This window comes from Paenibacillus sp. USDA918EY (assembly GCF_009870825.1).
Classification (GTDB): domain Bacteria; phylum Bacillota; class Bacilli; order Paenibacillales; family Paenibacillaceae; genus Paenibacillus_AQ; species Paenibacillus_AQ albilobatus.
This window is the reverse complement of sequence record NZ_WTWY01000021.1, coordinates 1-17,294: the sequence shown is the minus strand read 5'-3', so window position 1 is coordinate 17,294 and position 17,294 is coordinate 1. Positions and strand designations below refer to the sequence as shown.

The following is a 17,294-nucleotide window of genomic DNA, read 5'->3' as shown; positions in this document are numbered from 1 at the left end:
GGAGGCGTGATGAATCTGAAGAAGCTCAAATGGATGCTGATGCTGCTCTGCGCGTTCGTGTTTGCCGGCATGACTTCCGCCTGCGGAATCCAAAGCGAAGTCACGATCGGGACGCAGACGTATACCGAAACGAAAATTTTGGCGGAAATGTACAAAGCCCTCATCGAAGACCGCACGAACTTAAGCGTAGACATCATACCGGACCTGGCGTCGAGCTCGCTTGTCATCAATGCGATGAAACGAAACGATGTCCAGATGGCGACCTTATATACCGGTGAAATTTTCAACAACCATTTTCCGATCAGCGGTTCGAAGGACCGCGAAGAGGTTTTGAAGGAAGCCCAAACGGGATTCCAAAAATATTATGACTTTACCTGGATGAAACCGCTCGGATTCGAAAATACGTATGCCTTCACGGTGCGCAAGGATCTGGCCGAATCCAAAGGTTACGCCAAAATCTCCGACGTCAAAAAAGATATGGCAGGCATGAAGCTTGGCGTCGATACGACGTGGTTAGAGCGCAGCACGGACGGCTATCCGGCATTTTCCAAAACGTACGGGATCAAATTCGGCCAGGTGTTTCCGATGGAAATCAGCCTGGTATACAGCGCGGTCGCACAGAAGCAGGTCGATATCGTGCTTGCTTATTCGACGGATTCCAGGCTGAAGGCGTACAATTTGCAGACGCTGAAGGACGACAAACAGTTTTTCCCTCCATATGACGCGAGCCCGGTCCTGCGTTCGGATCTGCTGAAAAAGCACCCCGAAATCGAGGATGCGATCGCACCTCTGGTCGGCCATCTGGATGCGGATACGATGATCTCGCTGAATTACCAGGTGGACATCGAGAAAAAAAGCGAACGCGAGGTGGCCATTGCCTACTTGAAGCAGCAGGGCCTCTTGAAAAGCTAAAGGAGGGTAAGCATGGAAAACAAGCAATTGACGTTTATGGACTTTTTATCCTACGTGTCCCGCAACAGCGGCATGCTGTGGGATTATTTCGTACAGCACATCATCATGGTGGTCATCGGCCTCGGACTGGCGGTCATCGTCGGCGTGCCGCTGGGCATCCTTTGCTCCAGAAGCCGTTGGGCGGCCAAAATCGTCTTGTTCATTACGAACATTCTTCAGGTCGTTCCGAGCTTGGCCATGCTGGTCGTGCTGATGCTCTGGCTGGGCTTGGGCATGAAGACGGTGATGGTGGGGCTTTTCCTGTATTCGCTTAACCCGATTACGCGCAATACGTACGTCGGGCTGAAGCAGGTCTCCCCAAGTTACCTGGAATCGGGAAAAGGAATCGGCATGAGCCCGCTGCAGCTGCTTGTCAAAGTGCGGTTTCCGCTGGCCCTGACCTACATCATGTCCGGATTGCGGATCGCGGCCGTGATCGCCATCGGGGTCGTCACCATCGCTCCGCTTGTCGGCGGCGGCGGGCTCGGACGGGAAATCTATGCCGGCCTCAACAGCAACAACTCGCTTCGCATCTTCGCGGGGGCCATTCCTGCCGCGGTGCTGGCCATTGTCGCGGACATCGTGCTCGGGTATTTGCAGCGCAAGATGGATTTGGCCAAGCGGAAATCCGGAGCGGCCCCGGCGCCCGCCAAAGTCCGGAACATCGGTTAAGAACCGCTCTAGCCGATCTTCAAAGGGAACTCCTCTATTCAGAGGGGTTCTTTTCTTTGCTTGGCGGGCGTCAAGGATGGAACCGAGGTCGCGGGGCTTGGAAGGCTTGTTCTAAACCGGGGACATCCCTTCATAAAATAAAACAAAAACAAGCCTCGAAAGGGGATCACAGACATGGACACAAAGTCTTCGATCAAACAGCGGAGGGAAGAGCGCATCCGGGATCTTCTGCTCCGCGAGGAACCGGCTGGCCCGCCGCCGCAGCCCGTTGAAGAACAGCTTCCGTTATGGAGCACAGGCCGATTGCCGGAGACGTTTGCGCCGGAGCCCGATCCGGAGAAGGTTTGGAAAAAAGAATATGCCAGGGGCGGAGGCCCGTCGTATCATAAATCCCGTTTTTTTTCCGGCTTTATGTGGCGTTTGTTTTTTAGCGTCATCCTGTTTGCCCTTGTCTGGGGACTTTTTAAATACCCGCAGCCATGGAGCCTGAAAATTCAGGAGTACGTCATGCAGTCGCTCAACCGCGAAATGGACTTTCAGGCGGTAGAGGCATGGTACGAATCCCATTTCGGAAAAGCGCCGGCATTTATCCCGATTTTTAAGCAAAACCAGGCGTCGCCGCTGAAAGTGAATGCTTCCAAATCCATGTACCCGCCGTTGGAAGGCGAAATCGTTCAATCGTTTGCCGTGAATTTGAAAGGCGTGGAGATCGCTCCGAAACAAACGTCCGGCTCGTCGCTCGAAGTCAAAAGCGTGGAGACGGGCCGGGTTATCGACGTGTCGGGAAATAGCGAGACCGGGATGACCGTCACGATCCAGCATACAGGCAAGCTGGTCGCTTCCTACGGGCATTTGGCCAAAACGCGCCTGCAAAAAAACGATTGGGTCGAAGGCGGAGACGTGATCGGCCAGCTGCAGGCCGGCGTGGAAGGAGAGGCGCCAACCTTGTTTTTTTCCGTGAAAGAGGATGGCAGCTACGTTGACCCGGCGGACGTGATCCCCATTGATTAACGTGCGGGGGATCACGCTGTCGCTGCATCCTTTTTTTGTCATTCTCATGCTGTTTTCCGTCGTTACCGGACATTTTCTGGAGCTGATCGTTTTATTTTCCATCGTGTTCATTCATGAGCTGGGCCATCTCGCGGCCGCGCTGCTGTGCGGCGTCCGCATCCGCTCGATTCAGATGCTGCCGTTCGGCGGCGTGGTGGAAATCGAGGACCATGGGCAGCTGACGGCCTGGAGGGAGATCGGCATCGCCGCCGCGGGTCCGCTCATGAACGCGATGATGATCGGGGGCGCGCTCCTTTTTCGCGAGGCCGGATGGGGAGACGGCGCTTTTTTGTCTTACGTCGTTTACGGGAACGCCATGATCGCGGGCTTTAACCTGCTGCCGGTCCTGCCGCTCGACGGGGGGAAAATTCTCCACGCCGCAGCGAGCCTTTTTTTTCCGTATCATCAAACGTTATTGTGGTCCTCCAGGATCAGCGTGGCCGGCAGCGCGGCGGTCGTGCTGTTATCGGTTTCGCCCCTCCTGCAGGGAGAAGCCAAAATTCATTTGAATCTGCTCATGATCGGCATTTTTCTTCTTTACTCCAATTGGATGGATTATAGGCATATTCCGTACCGCTTTACGAGGTTTCTTATGAACCGGGAGAAAGGATACGGCGAGGCGGCGAGAAAAGGCAGTTTTGCCCAGCCGATCATTGCCGATCCGGCGAAACATTTGGACAGCATTTTGCGTCTATTTAAAAGAGGGAAATACCATGTCGTTTATGTGATAAACAAGCAGGGAGGCCTCATCGCCATGCTTCCCGAACAGCGCCTGATTTCGGCTTATTTCGCGACAGAACGCCCCACGCTGCTGCGGTGATCGGGCGAAACTGATGTATGGCATAAAAAAGGGATATTCCCGAAATAGAGCTTTAAGCTAAAAAAGGAGATTTCATGGTAATATGGGATGGAAATGTCTTCTAGCAGGGGTGAAGCCATGAAACAAATGATCGTTCATTGTGAACCGAAGCTGACGCAGATGGCCCTCTTGGAGGAAGGCAAGCTGGTGGAATTTGCGGCGGAACGCAGCCAAAATCACAGCTTGGTGGGCAGTTTTTATAAAGGACGTGTCGTCAACGTGCTTCCCGGCATGCAGGCCGCGTTTGTGGATATCGGTCATAAAAAAAACGCGTTTTTGTATGTGGACGACGTGCTGCACCCGAATTTGGAGAAGCAGCCGAAAGAAAAACCTCCGATCGAGACGCTGCTGCGCGTCGGCCAGGAAATCGTCGTGCAGGTCATGAAAGAGCCGCTGGGAAGCAAAGGGCCGCGCGTGACCACGCATTATTCGCTGCCCGGCCGCTGGGTCGTTTTGATGCCGAACGCGGATTACGTCGCCGTTTCGAAAAAGGTGAGCAAGGAGCATGAGCGCAGCCGCCTGAAAATGCTCGGCGAAGAAATCCGTCGGGAAGGGGAAGGCGTCATTATGCGGACGGTTTCGGAGGAGGAGCATCCGGACGCCATCGCCGGCGATCTTGCCTTGCTGCGCGAGCAGTGGGGCGCCATCCGGGAGCGGGCCGAGACGTGTTCGGCGCCCGCGCTTTTGCACCGGGATTTAAGCATCGTGCAGCGGTTTATCCGCGACGTATTTGACCCGCAGCATGACTTGCTTCAAATCGACAGCGCCAAAGAAGCCAAGGAAGCGGAAATGTTTTTGGAGGAAATCGCCCATGGCAGCCATCGGCCGGTCAACGTGTATCAAGGGCAGGAGCATATTTTCAAAGCGTTCGGCATTCAGGAGCAGATCGAGCGGGATTTTTCGCGCAAAGTGATGCTGGAAAGCGGCGGATCGATCGTGTGGGACCAGACCGAAGCGCTTACCGTCGTGGACGTCAACACCGGCAAATATACAGGCGGGGAAAGCCTTGAGGATACGGTCACGCGGATCAATCTGCAGGCGGCCAAGGAAATCGCCAGGCTGATCCGGCTTCGCGACGCCGGCGGCATTATCATCGTCGATTTTATCGACATGGAGCAGGAGAAGCACCGTCAAGAGGTCGTGGACATGCTCGAAGCGGGGATGAGCAAAGACCGCACGAAAAGCCATGTGGTCGGCTGGACGAGGCTCGGCCTGCTCGAATTGACCCGCAAAAAGGTCAGGGACGACACGGCGATGCTGCAAGCCAAGACCTGCGACCACTGCGACGGGACGGGGCGGGTAAGCCTTCTGGGAATCCATTGACTTGGTCCCGTGGTTATGTTAATATCTATGAGTATGTGTCCAGTGTTTCTCTAGAATGCTTGTCACATGCTGTAACCGCTCCGGTCGGGTTCTACTAAGCGCAGCCTTCGGGAGGCCACCTGGATCAGGCGAGTCTGAGACATGAGGAGGTGCAAGCAATGTACGCAATTATCGAAACTGGCGGCAAACAATACAAAGTTCAAGAGGGCGACGTATTGTACATCGAAAAGCTGAATGCAGGCGACGGCGAAAGCGTGACTTTTGACCGCGTTCTGGCTGTGTCCGGCAACAACGGTTTGGTAACAGGTACGCCAGTCGTTTCCGGCGCATCCGTAACCGCAAAAGTGGAGAAGCATGGCAAAGGCCAAAAGGTTGTTGTATACAAATACAAGCCTAAAAAGAACTACCACAAGAAACAAGGCCATCGTCAACCTTACACTAAAGTAACGATCGAAAAAATCCAAGCGTAAGAAGGTGCGCTCCTTTGATTCAAGTGCGCATACTAAGACGTAAGGATGGAGGCATCCATGGTTTTGAGGTGAAAGGTCACGCGAACTTTGCGAAGCACGGAGAGGATATCGTGTGCGCCGGCGTATCGGCGGTCACCGTCGGAACCGTAAATTCGCTCGAGGAGCTGACCGGAACCGTAATGGACAGCAGAATGAACGACGGGTTTTTGAGCGCCCATTTTCCTTCCGAAGGAGATCGGGGCGACGATCCTCAGGCACAGCTGCTGCTTGAATCCATGGTTGTCATGCTGAATTCGATTGCAGAATCATACGGGAAGTATATTCAAATAAAAGAAGTTACTATTTAAAGAAGGAGGTAGACAACATGTTAAAATTGAACCTTCAATTGTTCGCATCCAAAAAGGGTGTTGGTTCCACGAAGAACGGACGCGACAGCGAAGCGAAACGCCTTGGCGTGAAGCGTGCTGACGGACAAACCGTGACCGGCGGAAGCATCCTGGTTCGCCAACGCGGAACGAAAATTCATCCTGGCGCGAACGTGGGCATCGGCAAAGACGATACTCTGTTTGCAAAAGTGGACGGCGTCGTGAAATTCGAGCGTTGGGGCCGCGACCGCAAAAAAGTGAGCGTCTACCCTGTTGAAGCTGCTCCTGTAGCTGCAGCAGTAGAAGCGTAAGTTCGTTTGCGCGGATAACGGTAGAACACAAGAAGAGCCTTCGGCAGTGCTTGCCGGGGGCTTTTTTTTGAAAAGATAAGGAAATGCGACGCGTCGATCGACGTTTTTAAAGCGATTTGCAAGTTTTAGGGCAGTTGGATGAACAACAAGGATTGCTGTGGTATACTGGTAATTGATGTAAGGATGATCGGTGATCAAGAATGGGGAGAGGCCGCTTGAAATCCTGGAAATGCATATTGGCTATCATCGCCGCATCAGTTGTTGTTCCATTGTTTTTCGTGATGCGGGACAAGTCGTTCATTTGGGGCGTCGTGTTGGTGTTATGGGTAGCCGCGGTTTTGGCCGGAGGTTTCGTCCTGATGAGCCGCGGGCAGAAAGCGGAGCGGCAGGCGCAGCTTCGGGACTTCGAAGAAAGCGCCATTCGGACGCTGAATCACCACCGGCACGACTGGATGAACGACCTGCAAATTTTGTACGGGTATATCCGGCTCGGAAAAATTGATAAAGCTGTGGAAAGTGTGGAAAGAATAAAGGAACGGATGAACCGGGAAAGCAAAATTTCGAAGCTGGGCATTCCGTCTCTTGTTTATTATCTGCAGTCGTTCCGGACGTCCAACAGCGACCTGGAGCTTGAGATCGACGTGGATCCGGATGTGCAGCTCGATAAGCTGAGCCCGGGGGACGGCGCCGATCTGGCGGCGGCCATCATCGAGACGGTGCGCGCTTACCAGCACGGAGGCAAAGCCTCTTGGGCCGACACGCGCAAGCTGCGGCTGAGCCTGCGCCAGAACGGCCCGGAAATCGTCGTGTGCTTTGAAGGCGAAGGCGCCATGGGGGATCCGGAACTGCTGAAGCAGCAAATTTACAATGTGGTACAAGGCAAACGAATGAAAGCGGAGCAGCTTCATCCCTCTCAGGCTTCGTTTCTGTTACGCGTGCCGTGTGAGTCATGAGGAAGGTGAAGTCATGTTTGTAGATAAAGCGAAAATTTACGTCAAAGGCGGTGACGGGGGCGACGGATTGATCGCTTTCCGCCGGGAGAAATACGTGCCCGAAGGCGGCCCGGCAGGCGGTGACGGAGGAAAAGGCGGGGACGTCATTTTCCGCGTCGATGAAGGCCTGCGGACGCTGATGGATTTCCGTTACCAGCGGCATTTTAAGGCAAAACGCGGTGAAAAGGGACGGAATAAGAGCCAGCACGGCGCCAACGCCGAAAATATGATCGTGCGGATACCTCCCGGCACCGTCCTGATCGATGACGATACGGGAGAAGTGCTTGCCGATATGGTCCGTCACGGCCAGGAGGTCGTGGTTGCCCGCGGCGGACGGGGCGGACGGGGCAACATCCGTTTCGCCACGCCGAGCAATCCGGCTCCGGAGCTGGCGGAGCACGGGGAAGAGGGCGAGGAGCGCTACCTCGTCATGGAGCTGAAGGTGATGGCTGACGTCGGGCTTGTCGGATTTCCGAGCGTCGGCAAATCGACCCTGCTCTCCGTCGTCTCCGCGGCCCAGCCGAAAATCGGGGCATACCATTTTACGACCATCACGCCGAATCTCGGGATGGTTGAAGTCGGCGACGGCCGCAGCTTCGTCATGGCGGATTTGCCCGGCTTGATCGAAGGCGCTCACCAGGGCGTCGGTTTGGGCCATGAATTTTTGCGCCATGTGGAGCGGACAAGGATCATTATCCACGTGGTGGACATGGCGGGATCGGAAGGCCGCGATCCGTTTGAGGATTGGGTGAAAATCAACGAGGAACTGAAGCTGTACAACGCGGCGCTGGCCGAACGGCCGCAAATCGTGGCGGCGAACAAGATGGACATGCCGGATGCGGAGGCCAATCTGGAAACGTTCCGCAAGCTGGTAGGAGAGCAGAGACCGGACATCGAAATTATGCCGATCTCCTCGTTGACCCGCCAGGGAATCCAGGAGCTGCTTTACCGCGCTGCCGACATTCTCGATTCGATCCCGCAGGAGGTTCACGTCGAGGAAGTCGCCGATACGACGGAAAGAAAAGTGTACAAACTAAACAAAAAGGACGACGACAATTCGTTTACGATCACGCGGGATAACGAAGCCTTTGTCGTGCACAGCGAAAAAATCGAACGCATGCTGAAGCGGATGCAGCTGAATTCGCATGAGGCGATTTTGAAGCTGGCACGCACGATGCGCCATATGGGCATTGACGACGAGCTGCGCAAACGCGGGGCGGAGGAAGGAACGATCGTCCGGATCGCCGATTTCGAATTCGAATTCGTGGAAGGCAGCAGCTACTACTAATAGCCTTCCAGGGCCATCCGTGAACCGGCAAAATTTTTACCGGCCAACGCTATTCACAAGCCGTTTGAGGGCGCTTAACGCACCCCGAGCGGCTTTTTGTATATCCGGATATTTGCGGAGGCCGCATACATAAAACATCATCATAAACATCTTGCCAAGTAAGCGCTCTTATTGTATTCTTCTGGACAAAAAGGCGGAAATCTATTGACCCCTCGGATGCAATTCTTTATAATGTCCACTATATAAAAACATAAGTCTTTGAGGAGAGGACGTTCGTGAAAGAACGCTATTATTTGGTCCGGGAAGATATTTTGCCCGAAGCCGTGGTCAAAACGATGCAGGTCAAGCAGCTCCTCGCCGCCGGCGACGCCAAGACGGTGCACGAAGCCGTGGAACAGGTGGGGATGAGCCGCAGCGCATTTTACAAATATAAGGACGGCATCCACATGATCAACCAGCTGGAGAGAGAACGGATCGTGACGATTTCGATGGACATGGAGCACCGCTCCGGCATGCTGTCGAAAGTGCTCAGCCTTGTGGCCGGTTTCGGCGGCAACGTGCTGACGATCAACCAAAGCATCCCGCTGCAGGGAATCGCCAATGTCGTCATTTCCGTCGAGGTTTCCCGCATTAGCGAAGAGCTCGGGGATTTGCTCGAAAGCCTGAGGAACTGCGCCGGCGTCAAACGCGCGAACCTCATCGGACAAGGCTAATCCTGGAAGGATTTTCGCCGAGGCTCGAATAGCGAGAGACGGGGGCGGAAAACGAAGTTCATAGAAAAATTGAAACGTTCGCATGTAACAGGAGGAGAGGGAATGAAGCCGGTTAAAGTGGGTTTATTGGGTCTAGGCACCGTGGGAACGGGCGTCGTAAGAATCGTGGAGGGTCATCAAGAGGATTTGAGCAGTCAGGTCGGCTCTCCGATCATCATTGAAAAAATCGCCGTGAAAAACAGCGACAAAACCCGCAGCATTACCGTGGACAAACACAAGTTGACGGAAGATCCGTGGGAAGTGATCCGGGATCCCGAAATCGACGTCGTCGTGGAAGTCATGGGCGGCATAGATCTTACGAAGGAATACATCCTTGAAGCTTTGGACCGCGGCAAACATATCGTGACGGCCAACAAGGATCTGATGGCTTTGCACGGCTCCGAAATTTTGGCCAAAGCGCAGGAGAAGCAATGCGATGTGTTTTATGAGGCCAGCGTCGCCGGCGGGATCCCGATTATCCGTACGCTGATCGAAGGATTTTCGTCCGACCGCATTTTGAAAATCATGGGGATCGTGAACGGAACGACGAACTATATTTTATCGAAAATGAGCCAGGAAGGAGTATCCTACGAAGCCGTGCTGGAGGAGGCGCAGAAGCTGGGTTACGCGGAGGCCGACCCGACTTCGGACGTTGAAGGCTTGGACGCGGCCCGCAAGATGGCGATTCTCGGAACGCTGGGCTTCCGTACGAACGTGGAGCTGAAGGACGTCAGCGTGCGCGGCATTTCGCAGGTCTCGAAAGAAGACATTGCGTACGCCAAACGGTTGGGATACGAGATGAAGCTGCTCGGCATCGCCGACCGGGAAGACGATCACGTAAGCATCAGCGTTCAGCCGACGATGGTCCGCAAAGGACATCCGATTGCCTCCGTCAACGGCGTATTTAACGCTGTGTACGTGTACGGCGAGGCCGTAGGCGAGACGATGTTTTACGGTGCCGGCGCGGGAGAGATGCCGACGGCGACTTCCGTCGTTGCCGATTTGGTGGCCGTCATCAAAAACTTGAAGCTCGGCGTCAACGGCTTGAAAGCCATCGTGCCGTATAAACCGAAAAAGCTGAAGAGCGACGAGCAAATCGCGTTCAAAAACTTTATTTTGCTTCATGTGGACGACAAAGCCGGCGTACTTGCAAAAATCACCCAAGTATTCGCCGAATTCGGGGTGAGCCTGGAGTCGGTGGTGCAGCAGCCAAACGAGCTGAATCCGGAAGCGGAGATCATCATCGTCACGCACAACGCCAGCAAGGCGAGCATGGACAAAGTGCTGCAGCATTTCGAAGGGCTTGATGTCATCCGCAAGATCAAAAGCGTGTACCGCGTGGAGGGATAATCCTCATTCTAGTTTGCGTGCTTAATGAACTTCATATATATAAAGGATTTTGCCAAATCCTGAACAACGAAAAAAGGAGCCATACCGATGTCATACCAAGGACTGCTTCAAACTTACAAACCCTATTTGCCTGTCAACGATAACACGCCGATGCTTACGCTCAAGGAAGGCAATACGCCGCTGATCCGCGCCGTGAATCTTTCGGAGGAGCTCGGGCTTGATCTTCATTTCAAATACGAAGGCTTGAACCCGACGGGTTCGTTTAAGGACCGCGGCATGGTGATGGCCGTTGCCAAGGCGGTCGAAGAAGGCAGCCGCACCATCATGTGCGCATCCACCGGCAATACTTCCGCCGCCGCCGCAGCTTATGCGGCCCGGGCGGGACTGAACTGCATCGTGCTCATTCCGAACAACAACATTGCCTTGGGCAAGCTGGCGCAGGCGATGATTTACGGCGCGAAGGTGATCGCCATCGAAGGCAACTTCGACCGCGCGCTGGAGATCGTGCGCGAAATTACGGCCAAGCATCCGATCACGCTCGTAAACTCGGTCAACCCGTACCGCATCGAAGGCCAAAAAACGGCTGCGTTCGAGGTGGTCGACCAGCTCGGCAAAGCGCCTGACGTTTTGGCGATCCCGGTCGGGAACGCGGGCAACATTTCGGCTTATTGGAAAGGTTTTAAGGAATACCATGCCGCAGGCAAGTCGTCTTCCCTGCCGAAAATGGTCGGCTTCGAAGCGGAAGGCGCCATGGCAATCGTCAAAGGAGAGCCGATCCTTGAACCGGAAACGATCGCGACGGCGATCCGGATCGGCAATCCGGCAAGCTGGAAGACGGCGGTTGCCGCAGCCGAGGAATCGGGCGGACAAATCAATTATGTGACGGACGACGAAATTTTGGCCGCTTACCGCCTTATTGCATCCCGTGAAGGAGTGTTTGCCGAGCCGGCTTCCGCAGCTTCGGTAGCGGGCGTGCTCAAGCTGAAGCGGGAGGGTTATTTCAAAGGCGGGGAAACCGTCGTCTGCGTTCTGACAGGCAACGGGCTGAAAGACCCGAACGTCGCCCTCAAAACCGTCAACGCCGAGCCGCTCGTCGTGCCGGATACCGAAGAGGCGGTTATGGAGGCTATCGCAAAGCTGGAAGAGGCGAAAGCATGATCAAACCGGAAGGCGTGTACGTAAGGATTCCTGCCAGCACTGCGAATCTGGGTCCGGGATTCGACACGCTTGGCATGGCCTTGTCTTTGTATGCATGGGTGGGAATGAAGGAAGCGGACCAAACGGAGATTCGTTTGTACGGAAACGAAATGGACGGGATTCCGAGGGATAAAACCAACCTCGTCTATCAGGTGGCCCAGATGGTATTTCGGGAAGCCGGCGTTCATCTGCCGGAGCTGGAAATTTCGATGTACTCCGACATCCCGCTGACCCGGGGGCTAGGCAGCAGCGCTTCGGCCATCGTCGGCGCGCTTTATGCCGCAAACGCCTTGATCGGTTCTCCCCTTTCCGATGCCAGGCTTCTGGATATGGCGACGGCGATCGAGGACCATCCCGATAACGTCGGGGCTTCCTTGTTCGGCGGGCTCATTACGGCGATCTGGGACGGGGAGCATGCGGATTACGTCCGGATGGAGCCGCACGATGACTTGGAAGTGCTGGTCGTCATTCCGGATTTCCAATTGTCGACGTCGGAAGCAAGAAAGGTACTCCCGGATAATATAAGCCGCAAGGATGCGGTGTATAATATTAGCAGATCTTCATTGCTGGTAGCTGCGCTTTCCCAAGGCAGACTGGACCTGATCAGCCGGGCGATGTCCGACCGCCTTCATCAGCCGTACCGGGCGGAGCTTGTCCCGGGCATGGTCGAGATTTTGGAGCGGGCCGCAGACCATGGGGCTTTGGGGGTTGCGCTGAGCGGCGCCGGACCGACGCTGCTTGCGCTTGTCGACCGGCATTCGCTTAGGAAAAAGGAACTTGAGTCATATCTGCTGAATACGATGAAGGCCGAGGGCATAAGCGCGTCTGCAAGGTGGCTGGTCCCCGACCGCGAAGGGGCACGCCTGATCGGCAGCATGTCGACTGGCTCATTTATGCAAATGATAGAAGGGGAAGTAAAAGCATGAAGCGAATAGCATTATTGCCCGAAGGGTCGGTGTCGCACGAGGCCGTTGTGCAACTGCTTGGAGAGAATACGGCGGAGCTGGTGTACCATAAGCTGATCTCCGACGTGTTTTTGTCGACGGCCAACGGAAAAACGGATTACAGCGTCATTCCGATCGAAAATACGATCGAAGGCTCGGTTAGCCTTCATATGGATTGGCTCGTTAACGAAGTGGACATTCCGATGCAGATCGAATGGGTGTATCCGTCGATTCAAAATTTGGTCGGAGACCGCGAGGAATTTATCGGGGAATCCGGCGAAGCGGATTTTACGAAAATTCAGAAAATTTTGTCCCATCCCGTGGCGATGGCTCAATGCCAGCAATTTATCCGCAAGCACATGCCGCAGGCGGAGCTGGTGAATGCGGGCAGTACGACCGAAGCTATCGGGATCGTCAAAAACAACCCGGGCCAGGGGCTGGCCGCCATCGGCACTTCGCTTGGCGCCGCGACGCACAATCTGGACGTTTTGGCCAAACGCGTAACGGACCACGACAACAATTACACGAGATTCATTTTGATCGGCAAAGAAGCGCTGACCGAGCTGCCGAAGCCGGTTAAACAGATGAAAACGAGCATTCTGGTTACGCTGCCGGAGGATTTTGCGGGTGCGCTGCACCAGGTGCTCGCCGCTTTCGCCTGGAGACGCCTGAACCTGTCCCGCATCGAATCCCGTCCGACGAAAAAAAAGCTGGGCAGTTATTATTTTTATATCGATGTTCTGGAATCGGCGGAATCGGTGCTGCTGACGGCGGCCATTGAAGAAATCGAAGCTTTGGGCTGTCAGGTGCGCGTTCTTGGATCTTATCCAAGCTATACTTATCAGGAACTAATTTCGGAGGTGCTGTAGTTTATGTCAGAGCAGTGGATCTATTTGGATGGAGAATTCGTTACCAAAGAAAACGCGAAAGTATCGGTCTTCGATCACGGTTTTTTGTACGGGGACGGCATTTTTGAGGGGATCCGCATCTATGAAGGCAACATTTTCAAATGCGACGAGCATTTGGAACGCCTGTACGATTCCGCAAAATCGATCGATCTTGCGATTCCGCTGACGTTTGAGGAAATGCGCGAAGCGATGGCGGAAACGATCCGCCGCAACGACATGAGAAACGGCTACATCCGCCTTGTCGTTTCCCGCGGAGCAGGCAACCTGGGGCTTGATCCAAGACGGTGCCCGAAACCGACCGTGCTCATCATCGTGGAACAGCTTGCGATCTACTCGGAAGAAGCGTACAAAAAAGGCCTCCGTGCCGTATCGGTATCGACGCGCCGCAATTTGCCGGACGCCTTAAATCCGAAGATCAAATCCTTGAACTACCTGAACAATATTTTGGTGAAAATCCAGTCGAACCTGGCCGAAGCGGACGAAGCGATTATGATGAATGCGCAAGGCTACGTTACCGAAGGCTCCGGCGACAACATTTTTATCGTCAAAAGAGGCGTCGTGTACACTCCTCCTTGCTATCTTGGAGCGCTTGAAGGCATCACCCGGATGGCGATTATCGAACTGTGCGATAAACTCGGTTACAAGCTGAAAGAAGAGCCGTTTACGATGCATGACGTGTATATTGCGGATGAAGTCTTTTTTACGGGTACGGCCGCAGAAGTTATCGCAGCCCGCGAAATCGACGGACGGATCATCGGCACAGGAGAAGCGGGTCCGGTTACTCTTAAGCTGCTTGAAGAGTTCCGCAAAGCGGTCACTCAGGACGGCTACAAAGTGTGGTAAGCCTGACCAAGCGCCCGGATCATGCGCGCCCGTTCGCGAAAAATCCTTTCATGACAAGCTCATGGAAGGATTTTTTTGTCGTTAGGGATGTCATCCGCCCATCCTCTGCATAAGATGTAGTAACGAAGGCGGACGATTCATGCGCCTATAAGAGTTTAGGAGGTATTTGCCGCGTGAAGATACACATCGTAAAAAGTGGCGACACTTTATATGAGCTCTCCAAAAAGTACGATATTCCTCTGCAAAAAATCATCGACGCCAATCCGCAAATTTCAGATCCCAACGAGCTGCAGGTCGGACAAAAAGTGAAGATTCCGGCGGAACCGGTGCAGGTGCCAAGCCCTGACCACATCATTCATAAGCATGTCGTGAAGCAAGGAGATACGCTGTGGAAGCTGTCGAAAGCATGGGGAGTTTCCTTGAAGGAAATGATCGACGCCAATCCCCAGCTCAAAAATCCGAATGCGCTATTGGTAGGCGAGGTCGTAAATATTCCGAAAACCAAAGGCAATCCGGGGCCGGCCGACGACCCGAATCCAAGTGCGAACGTGAATGAAAATGCCAACGTGCAACACGAAAAACTTCAACCCGGCGGGAAGGCTTACACCGGTCCCAAAGAAGAAATGACAGCCCCCAAAGCGGAAGTGACTGCCCCTAAAGCGGAGATGACGGCCCCAAGTCAAGTTCAGCCGCAGCAGCTTCCGGAACTGCCTAATGTGCCGCTCCCCAATCTTATGCCCGAAATGACGCTCCCGAATTTGCCGAATGTTCCGAATATGATGCCGAACGTATCCAACGTCATGCCTGAAATGAAGGCTCCGAACGTGATGCCGAACGTCATGGCGGAGAACATTCATCCGAACGTGATGCCGAACGTCATGGCGGAGAACATTCATCCGAACGTGATGCCGAACGTCATGGCGGAAAACATTCATCCGAACGTAATGCCAAACGTGACACCGAATGTTATGCCTCTTTCCGAAAATAAACCGTCAGGCGTCAAACCTGTGGCAGAGGAGCCTTGCGGATGCGGAGGCGCCCATCATCCGTTTACGCAATTCCCGACCGCCGTGCATGAAGTCGGTTCATTCTATCATACGCCTTGCGATGAAGAGGTTCAGGCAGTGCATACTTACGGCAATAAGCCATATCCGGGAAAATCCTCGCATTATCCGGGGATCGTGGCGGGTGCTGAAGATTACGAGATGCCGAACCAACACTGGGTAAGCCCTTCTTGGGAAAACCAAGCGTCGCCCGTCGCTTATGAACCAAACATGCAGTTCCCTGTAAGCCATCAGCCGAATCAGCCATTCCATCCCGGCCAGGTTTCGCCGATCTATTACGAACCGGTCCATGCGCCGAACCCTTGCGGTTGTTCCGGCACGGCACCCGTTTTTCATGCACCTGAACCGGCCTTTGTTCAGCCGGCGGTTTATGATCCTTATTGCTATCCGCATTTTGTCCTTCCGCCATGGTGTTATCCGCATCCGGCGCCGGTTCCGCTGGTGGGAAGTTACGGCGTTGAGCCGAATGCTCCATTAGGTACACACGCCCATGGTCCGAATATGCCTTACCACGATCCGAACATGCCGTTTCCCGGATGGAGCGGGATGGAATATCCGGTGTGGGATCGGGCTCAAGCTCAAGCCCAAGTTCAAGCATATACGTTCCCTCCGCAGCAGGCGGAACCCGAATCCGAATCCGAACCTTCCGCAGCGGTAAATGCCGTACAGGCGGCGGCACAAGCCCCGATCGAAACCTTTGAAGACGTAGAAGCTACAGGCAAAACGGAAGCCGATCCCGGTAAGACGGCCAAAACATTGAACAGCACGAAAAGAAGCGCTACGTCGTCCCGCGATAAATCGGTTACCAACAAAGCGAAGAAACAAAATTCCTCCAAACGCAAAAATCCTTGGATCAAAGGCTAATAACGAAAGAGCACAGCTGCCAAGCCGGACGTTATGTCCGGCTTGTTTGCCGGTTTGGGGGGACCATAGATTTTGTTGAAGTGCAAAAAAGGGTGTCAAGTTGCCGTATCTTTGCGAAAACGGGGCTATTTTGCGTGCCGGACAAGGAATTAGGCGGCGGGCGTCGAATTTAAGGAAGCTTGGCTTACAACAAGGAGGAGATAATAATGGCCATTTATTTGGTTCGCCACGGCAAAGACGAAGACGGTTATCGCGGAGGCTGGAGCATGAGAGGGCTGGTTCCTGAAGGAATCCGGCAAGCGGAACGGTTGGGAGAGTATCTTTTTGAGCATCAGGATCCGTACAACATCCGTCGGATTTTGACCAGCGATTTGACCAGAGCCTCTGAAACCGCCCAAATCGTTGGAGAAAAACTCGGCCTATCCGTCGTTCAATCGGAAAAATGGAGGGAAACAAACAACGGCGTTCTGGCCGGCATGGCAAACGAAACCGCAAATGAAAAATATCCGGGGTTATATTTTTCGAGCCTAAGAATGGATGAACGTTATCCGGGAGGCGAAAGCCCGATTGAAAACTTTTTACGGATTAAAGAAGCTTTCGAAGGTTTATGCAGAAGCCAAATGGAAGAAAACGATGGCGGAAACGTGTTGGTTGTAACGCATGGCGGCGTCATCAATATCATCTACCATATCGTAAAAGATTTGACGTGGACGAATAAAAACACGTTTTTTCCGGCAGCCAACACCAGCATCCACAAAATTGAAGCGACAAACGGAAGATGGGAGTTAACATTGGAAAATCAGACGCCGCATCTTCAACATGCTTAGGTGTCCCAATAAATGGATAATGTTTTTTAGAGAAAAAGACTTGCCAAAAGTTATTGATGCGTGTTATATTATTATTCCGGCCAATAAATCTATGAAAAGCCGGATGGAATTGAAAGATTAAAAGTTTTTCTTAAAAAAAGCTTGCAAATCTCGAGAGACCGTGATATTATATAAGAGTTGCTGCTGAACATAACGGCGACGACGAAAATGAAGTGTTTGATCTTTGAAAACTGAACAACGAGTGAGATTAGACCTTGCTTGCAA

18 protein-coding genes and 1 other annotated feature are annotated in these 17,294 nt (G+C 53.6%); all 18 genes read left to right on the top strand.

Going from position 1 to position 17,294, the window contains the following annotated elements:
* The first annotated feature begins 9 nt into the window (after window positions 1-9).
* The 18 genes from GQY55_RS27310 (at window position 10) to GQY55_RS27225 (ending at window position 17,030) form a co-directional block, all read left to right on the top strand.
* Entirely contained in the window at window positions 10-912 is a 903-nt protein-coding gene (locus GQY55_RS27310) for an osmoprotectant ABC transporter substrate-binding protein (RefSeq protein WP_160045137.1), read from the top strand.
* Between the two features lie 12 nt (window positions 913-924).
* Window positions 925-1,623, top strand: a complete 699-nt coding sequence (locus GQY55_RS27305; protein WP_160045086.1) for an ABC transporter permease — start codon at window positions 925-927, stop codon at window positions 1,621-1,623.
* A 174-nt stretch (window positions 1,624-1,797) separates the two neighbouring features.
* Window positions 1,798-2,634: a M23 family metallopeptidase gene (locus GQY55_RS27300; protein ID WP_160045085.1), complete on the top strand. Its 837-nt coding sequence runs from the start codon at window positions 1,798-1,800 to the stop codon at window positions 2,632-2,634.
* On the top strand, window positions 2,627-3,493 hold the full coding sequence (locus GQY55_RS27295) for a M50 family metallopeptidase (RefSeq protein WP_160045084.1): 867 nt from the start codon (window positions 2,627-2,629) through the stop codon (window positions 3,491-3,493). Before GQY55_RS27300 ends, GQY55_RS27295 begins: the two co-directional genes overlap by 8 nt.
* A 117-nt stretch (window positions 3,494-3,610) precedes the next feature.
* Window positions 3,611-4,855, top strand: coding sequence for an Rne/Rng family ribonuclease (locus tag GQY55_RS27290; RefSeq protein WP_160045083.1), 1,245 nt, complete (start codon window positions 3,611-3,613; stop codon window positions 4,853-4,855).
* A 63-nt stretch (window positions 4,856-4,918) separates the two neighbouring features.
* Window positions 4,919-5,001: a sequence feature (ribosomal protein L21 leader region), on the top strand.
* Between the two features lie 12 nt (window positions 5,002-5,013).
* Window positions 5,014-5,325: a 50S ribosomal protein L21 gene (gene rplU / locus GQY55_RS27285; protein ID WP_160045082.1), complete on the top strand. Its 312-nt coding sequence runs from the start codon at window positions 5,014-5,016 to the stop codon at window positions 5,323-5,325.
* A gap of 14 nt (window positions 5,326-5,339) precedes the next feature.
* Window positions 5,340-5,672 (top strand): ribosomal-processing cysteine protease Prp, encoded by a 333-nt coding sequence (locus GQY55_RS27280; protein ID WP_160045081.1) that lies wholly within the window; start codon window positions 5,340-5,342, stop codon window positions 5,670-5,672.
* Window positions 5,673-5,689: 17 nt separating this feature from the next.
* Window positions 5,690-6,001, top strand: coding sequence for a 50S ribosomal protein L27 (rpmA, locus tag GQY55_RS27275; RefSeq protein WP_160045080.1), 312 nt, complete (start codon window positions 5,690-5,692; stop codon window positions 5,999-6,001).
* Between the two features lie 215 nt (window positions 6,002-6,216).
* The gene (locus GQY55_RS27270) at window positions 6,217-6,954 is read left to right on the top strand and encodes a Spo0B domain-containing protein (protein WP_160045079.1); all 738 of its coding nucleotides are present in this window, start codon (window positions 6,217-6,219) and stop codon (window positions 6,952-6,954) included.
* Between the two features lie 13 nt (window positions 6,955-6,967).
* Window positions 6,968-8,281, top strand: a complete 1,314-nt coding sequence (gene obgE / locus GQY55_RS27265) for a GTPase ObgE (RefSeq protein WP_160045078.1) — start codon at window positions 6,968-6,970, stop codon at window positions 8,279-8,281.
* Window positions 8,282-8,556: 275 nt separating this feature from the next.
* Window positions 8,557-8,994, top strand: coding sequence for an ACT domain-containing protein (locus tag GQY55_RS27260; protein ID WP_160045077.1), 438 nt, complete (start codon window positions 8,557-8,559; stop codon window positions 8,992-8,994).
* Between the two features lie 102 nt (window positions 8,995-9,096).
* Window positions 9,097-10,383 (top strand): homoserine dehydrogenase, encoded by a 1,287-nt coding sequence (locus GQY55_RS27255; RefSeq protein ID WP_160045076.1) that lies wholly within the window; start codon window positions 9,097-9,099, stop codon window positions 10,381-10,383.
* Window positions 10,384-10,470: 87 nt separating this feature from the next.
* Window positions 10,471-11,541: a threonine synthase gene (gene thrC, locus GQY55_RS27250; protein WP_160045075.1), complete on the top strand. Its 1,071-nt coding sequence runs from the start codon at window positions 10,471-10,473 to the stop codon at window positions 11,539-11,541.
* Window positions 11,538-12,506, top strand: coding sequence for a homoserine kinase (gene thrB / locus GQY55_RS27245; protein WP_160045074.1), 969 nt, complete (start codon window positions 11,538-11,540; stop codon window positions 12,504-12,506). The genes thrC and thrB overlap by 4 nt, the downstream gene beginning before the upstream one ends.
* Complete coding sequence (gene pheA / locus GQY55_RS27240) at window positions 12,503-13,393, top strand: prephenate dehydratase (protein ID WP_160045073.1); 891 nt, start codon at window positions 12,503-12,505, stop codon at window positions 13,391-13,393. Before thrB ends, pheA begins: the two co-directional genes overlap by 4 nt.
* 3 nt (window positions 13,394-13,396) lie before the next feature.
* Window positions 13,397-14,275, top strand: a complete 879-nt coding sequence (gene ilvE / locus GQY55_RS27235; protein ID WP_160045072.1) for a branched-chain-amino-acid transaminase — start codon at window positions 13,397-13,399, stop codon at window positions 14,273-14,275.
* A 173-nt stretch (window positions 14,276-14,448) separates the two neighbouring features.
* The gene (locus GQY55_RS27230; protein WP_160045071.1) at window positions 14,449-16,203 is read left to right on the top strand and encodes a LysM peptidoglycan-binding domain-containing protein; all 1,755 of its coding nucleotides are present in this window, start codon (window positions 14,449-14,451) and stop codon (window positions 16,201-16,203) included.
* Window positions 16,204-16,409: 206 nt separating this feature from the next.
* Window positions 16,410-17,030, top strand: a complete 621-nt coding sequence (locus GQY55_RS27225) for a histidine phosphatase family protein (protein ID WP_160045070.1) — start codon at window positions 16,410-16,412, stop codon at window positions 17,028-17,030.
* The last annotated feature ends 264 nt before the right edge of the window (window positions 17,031-17,294 follow it).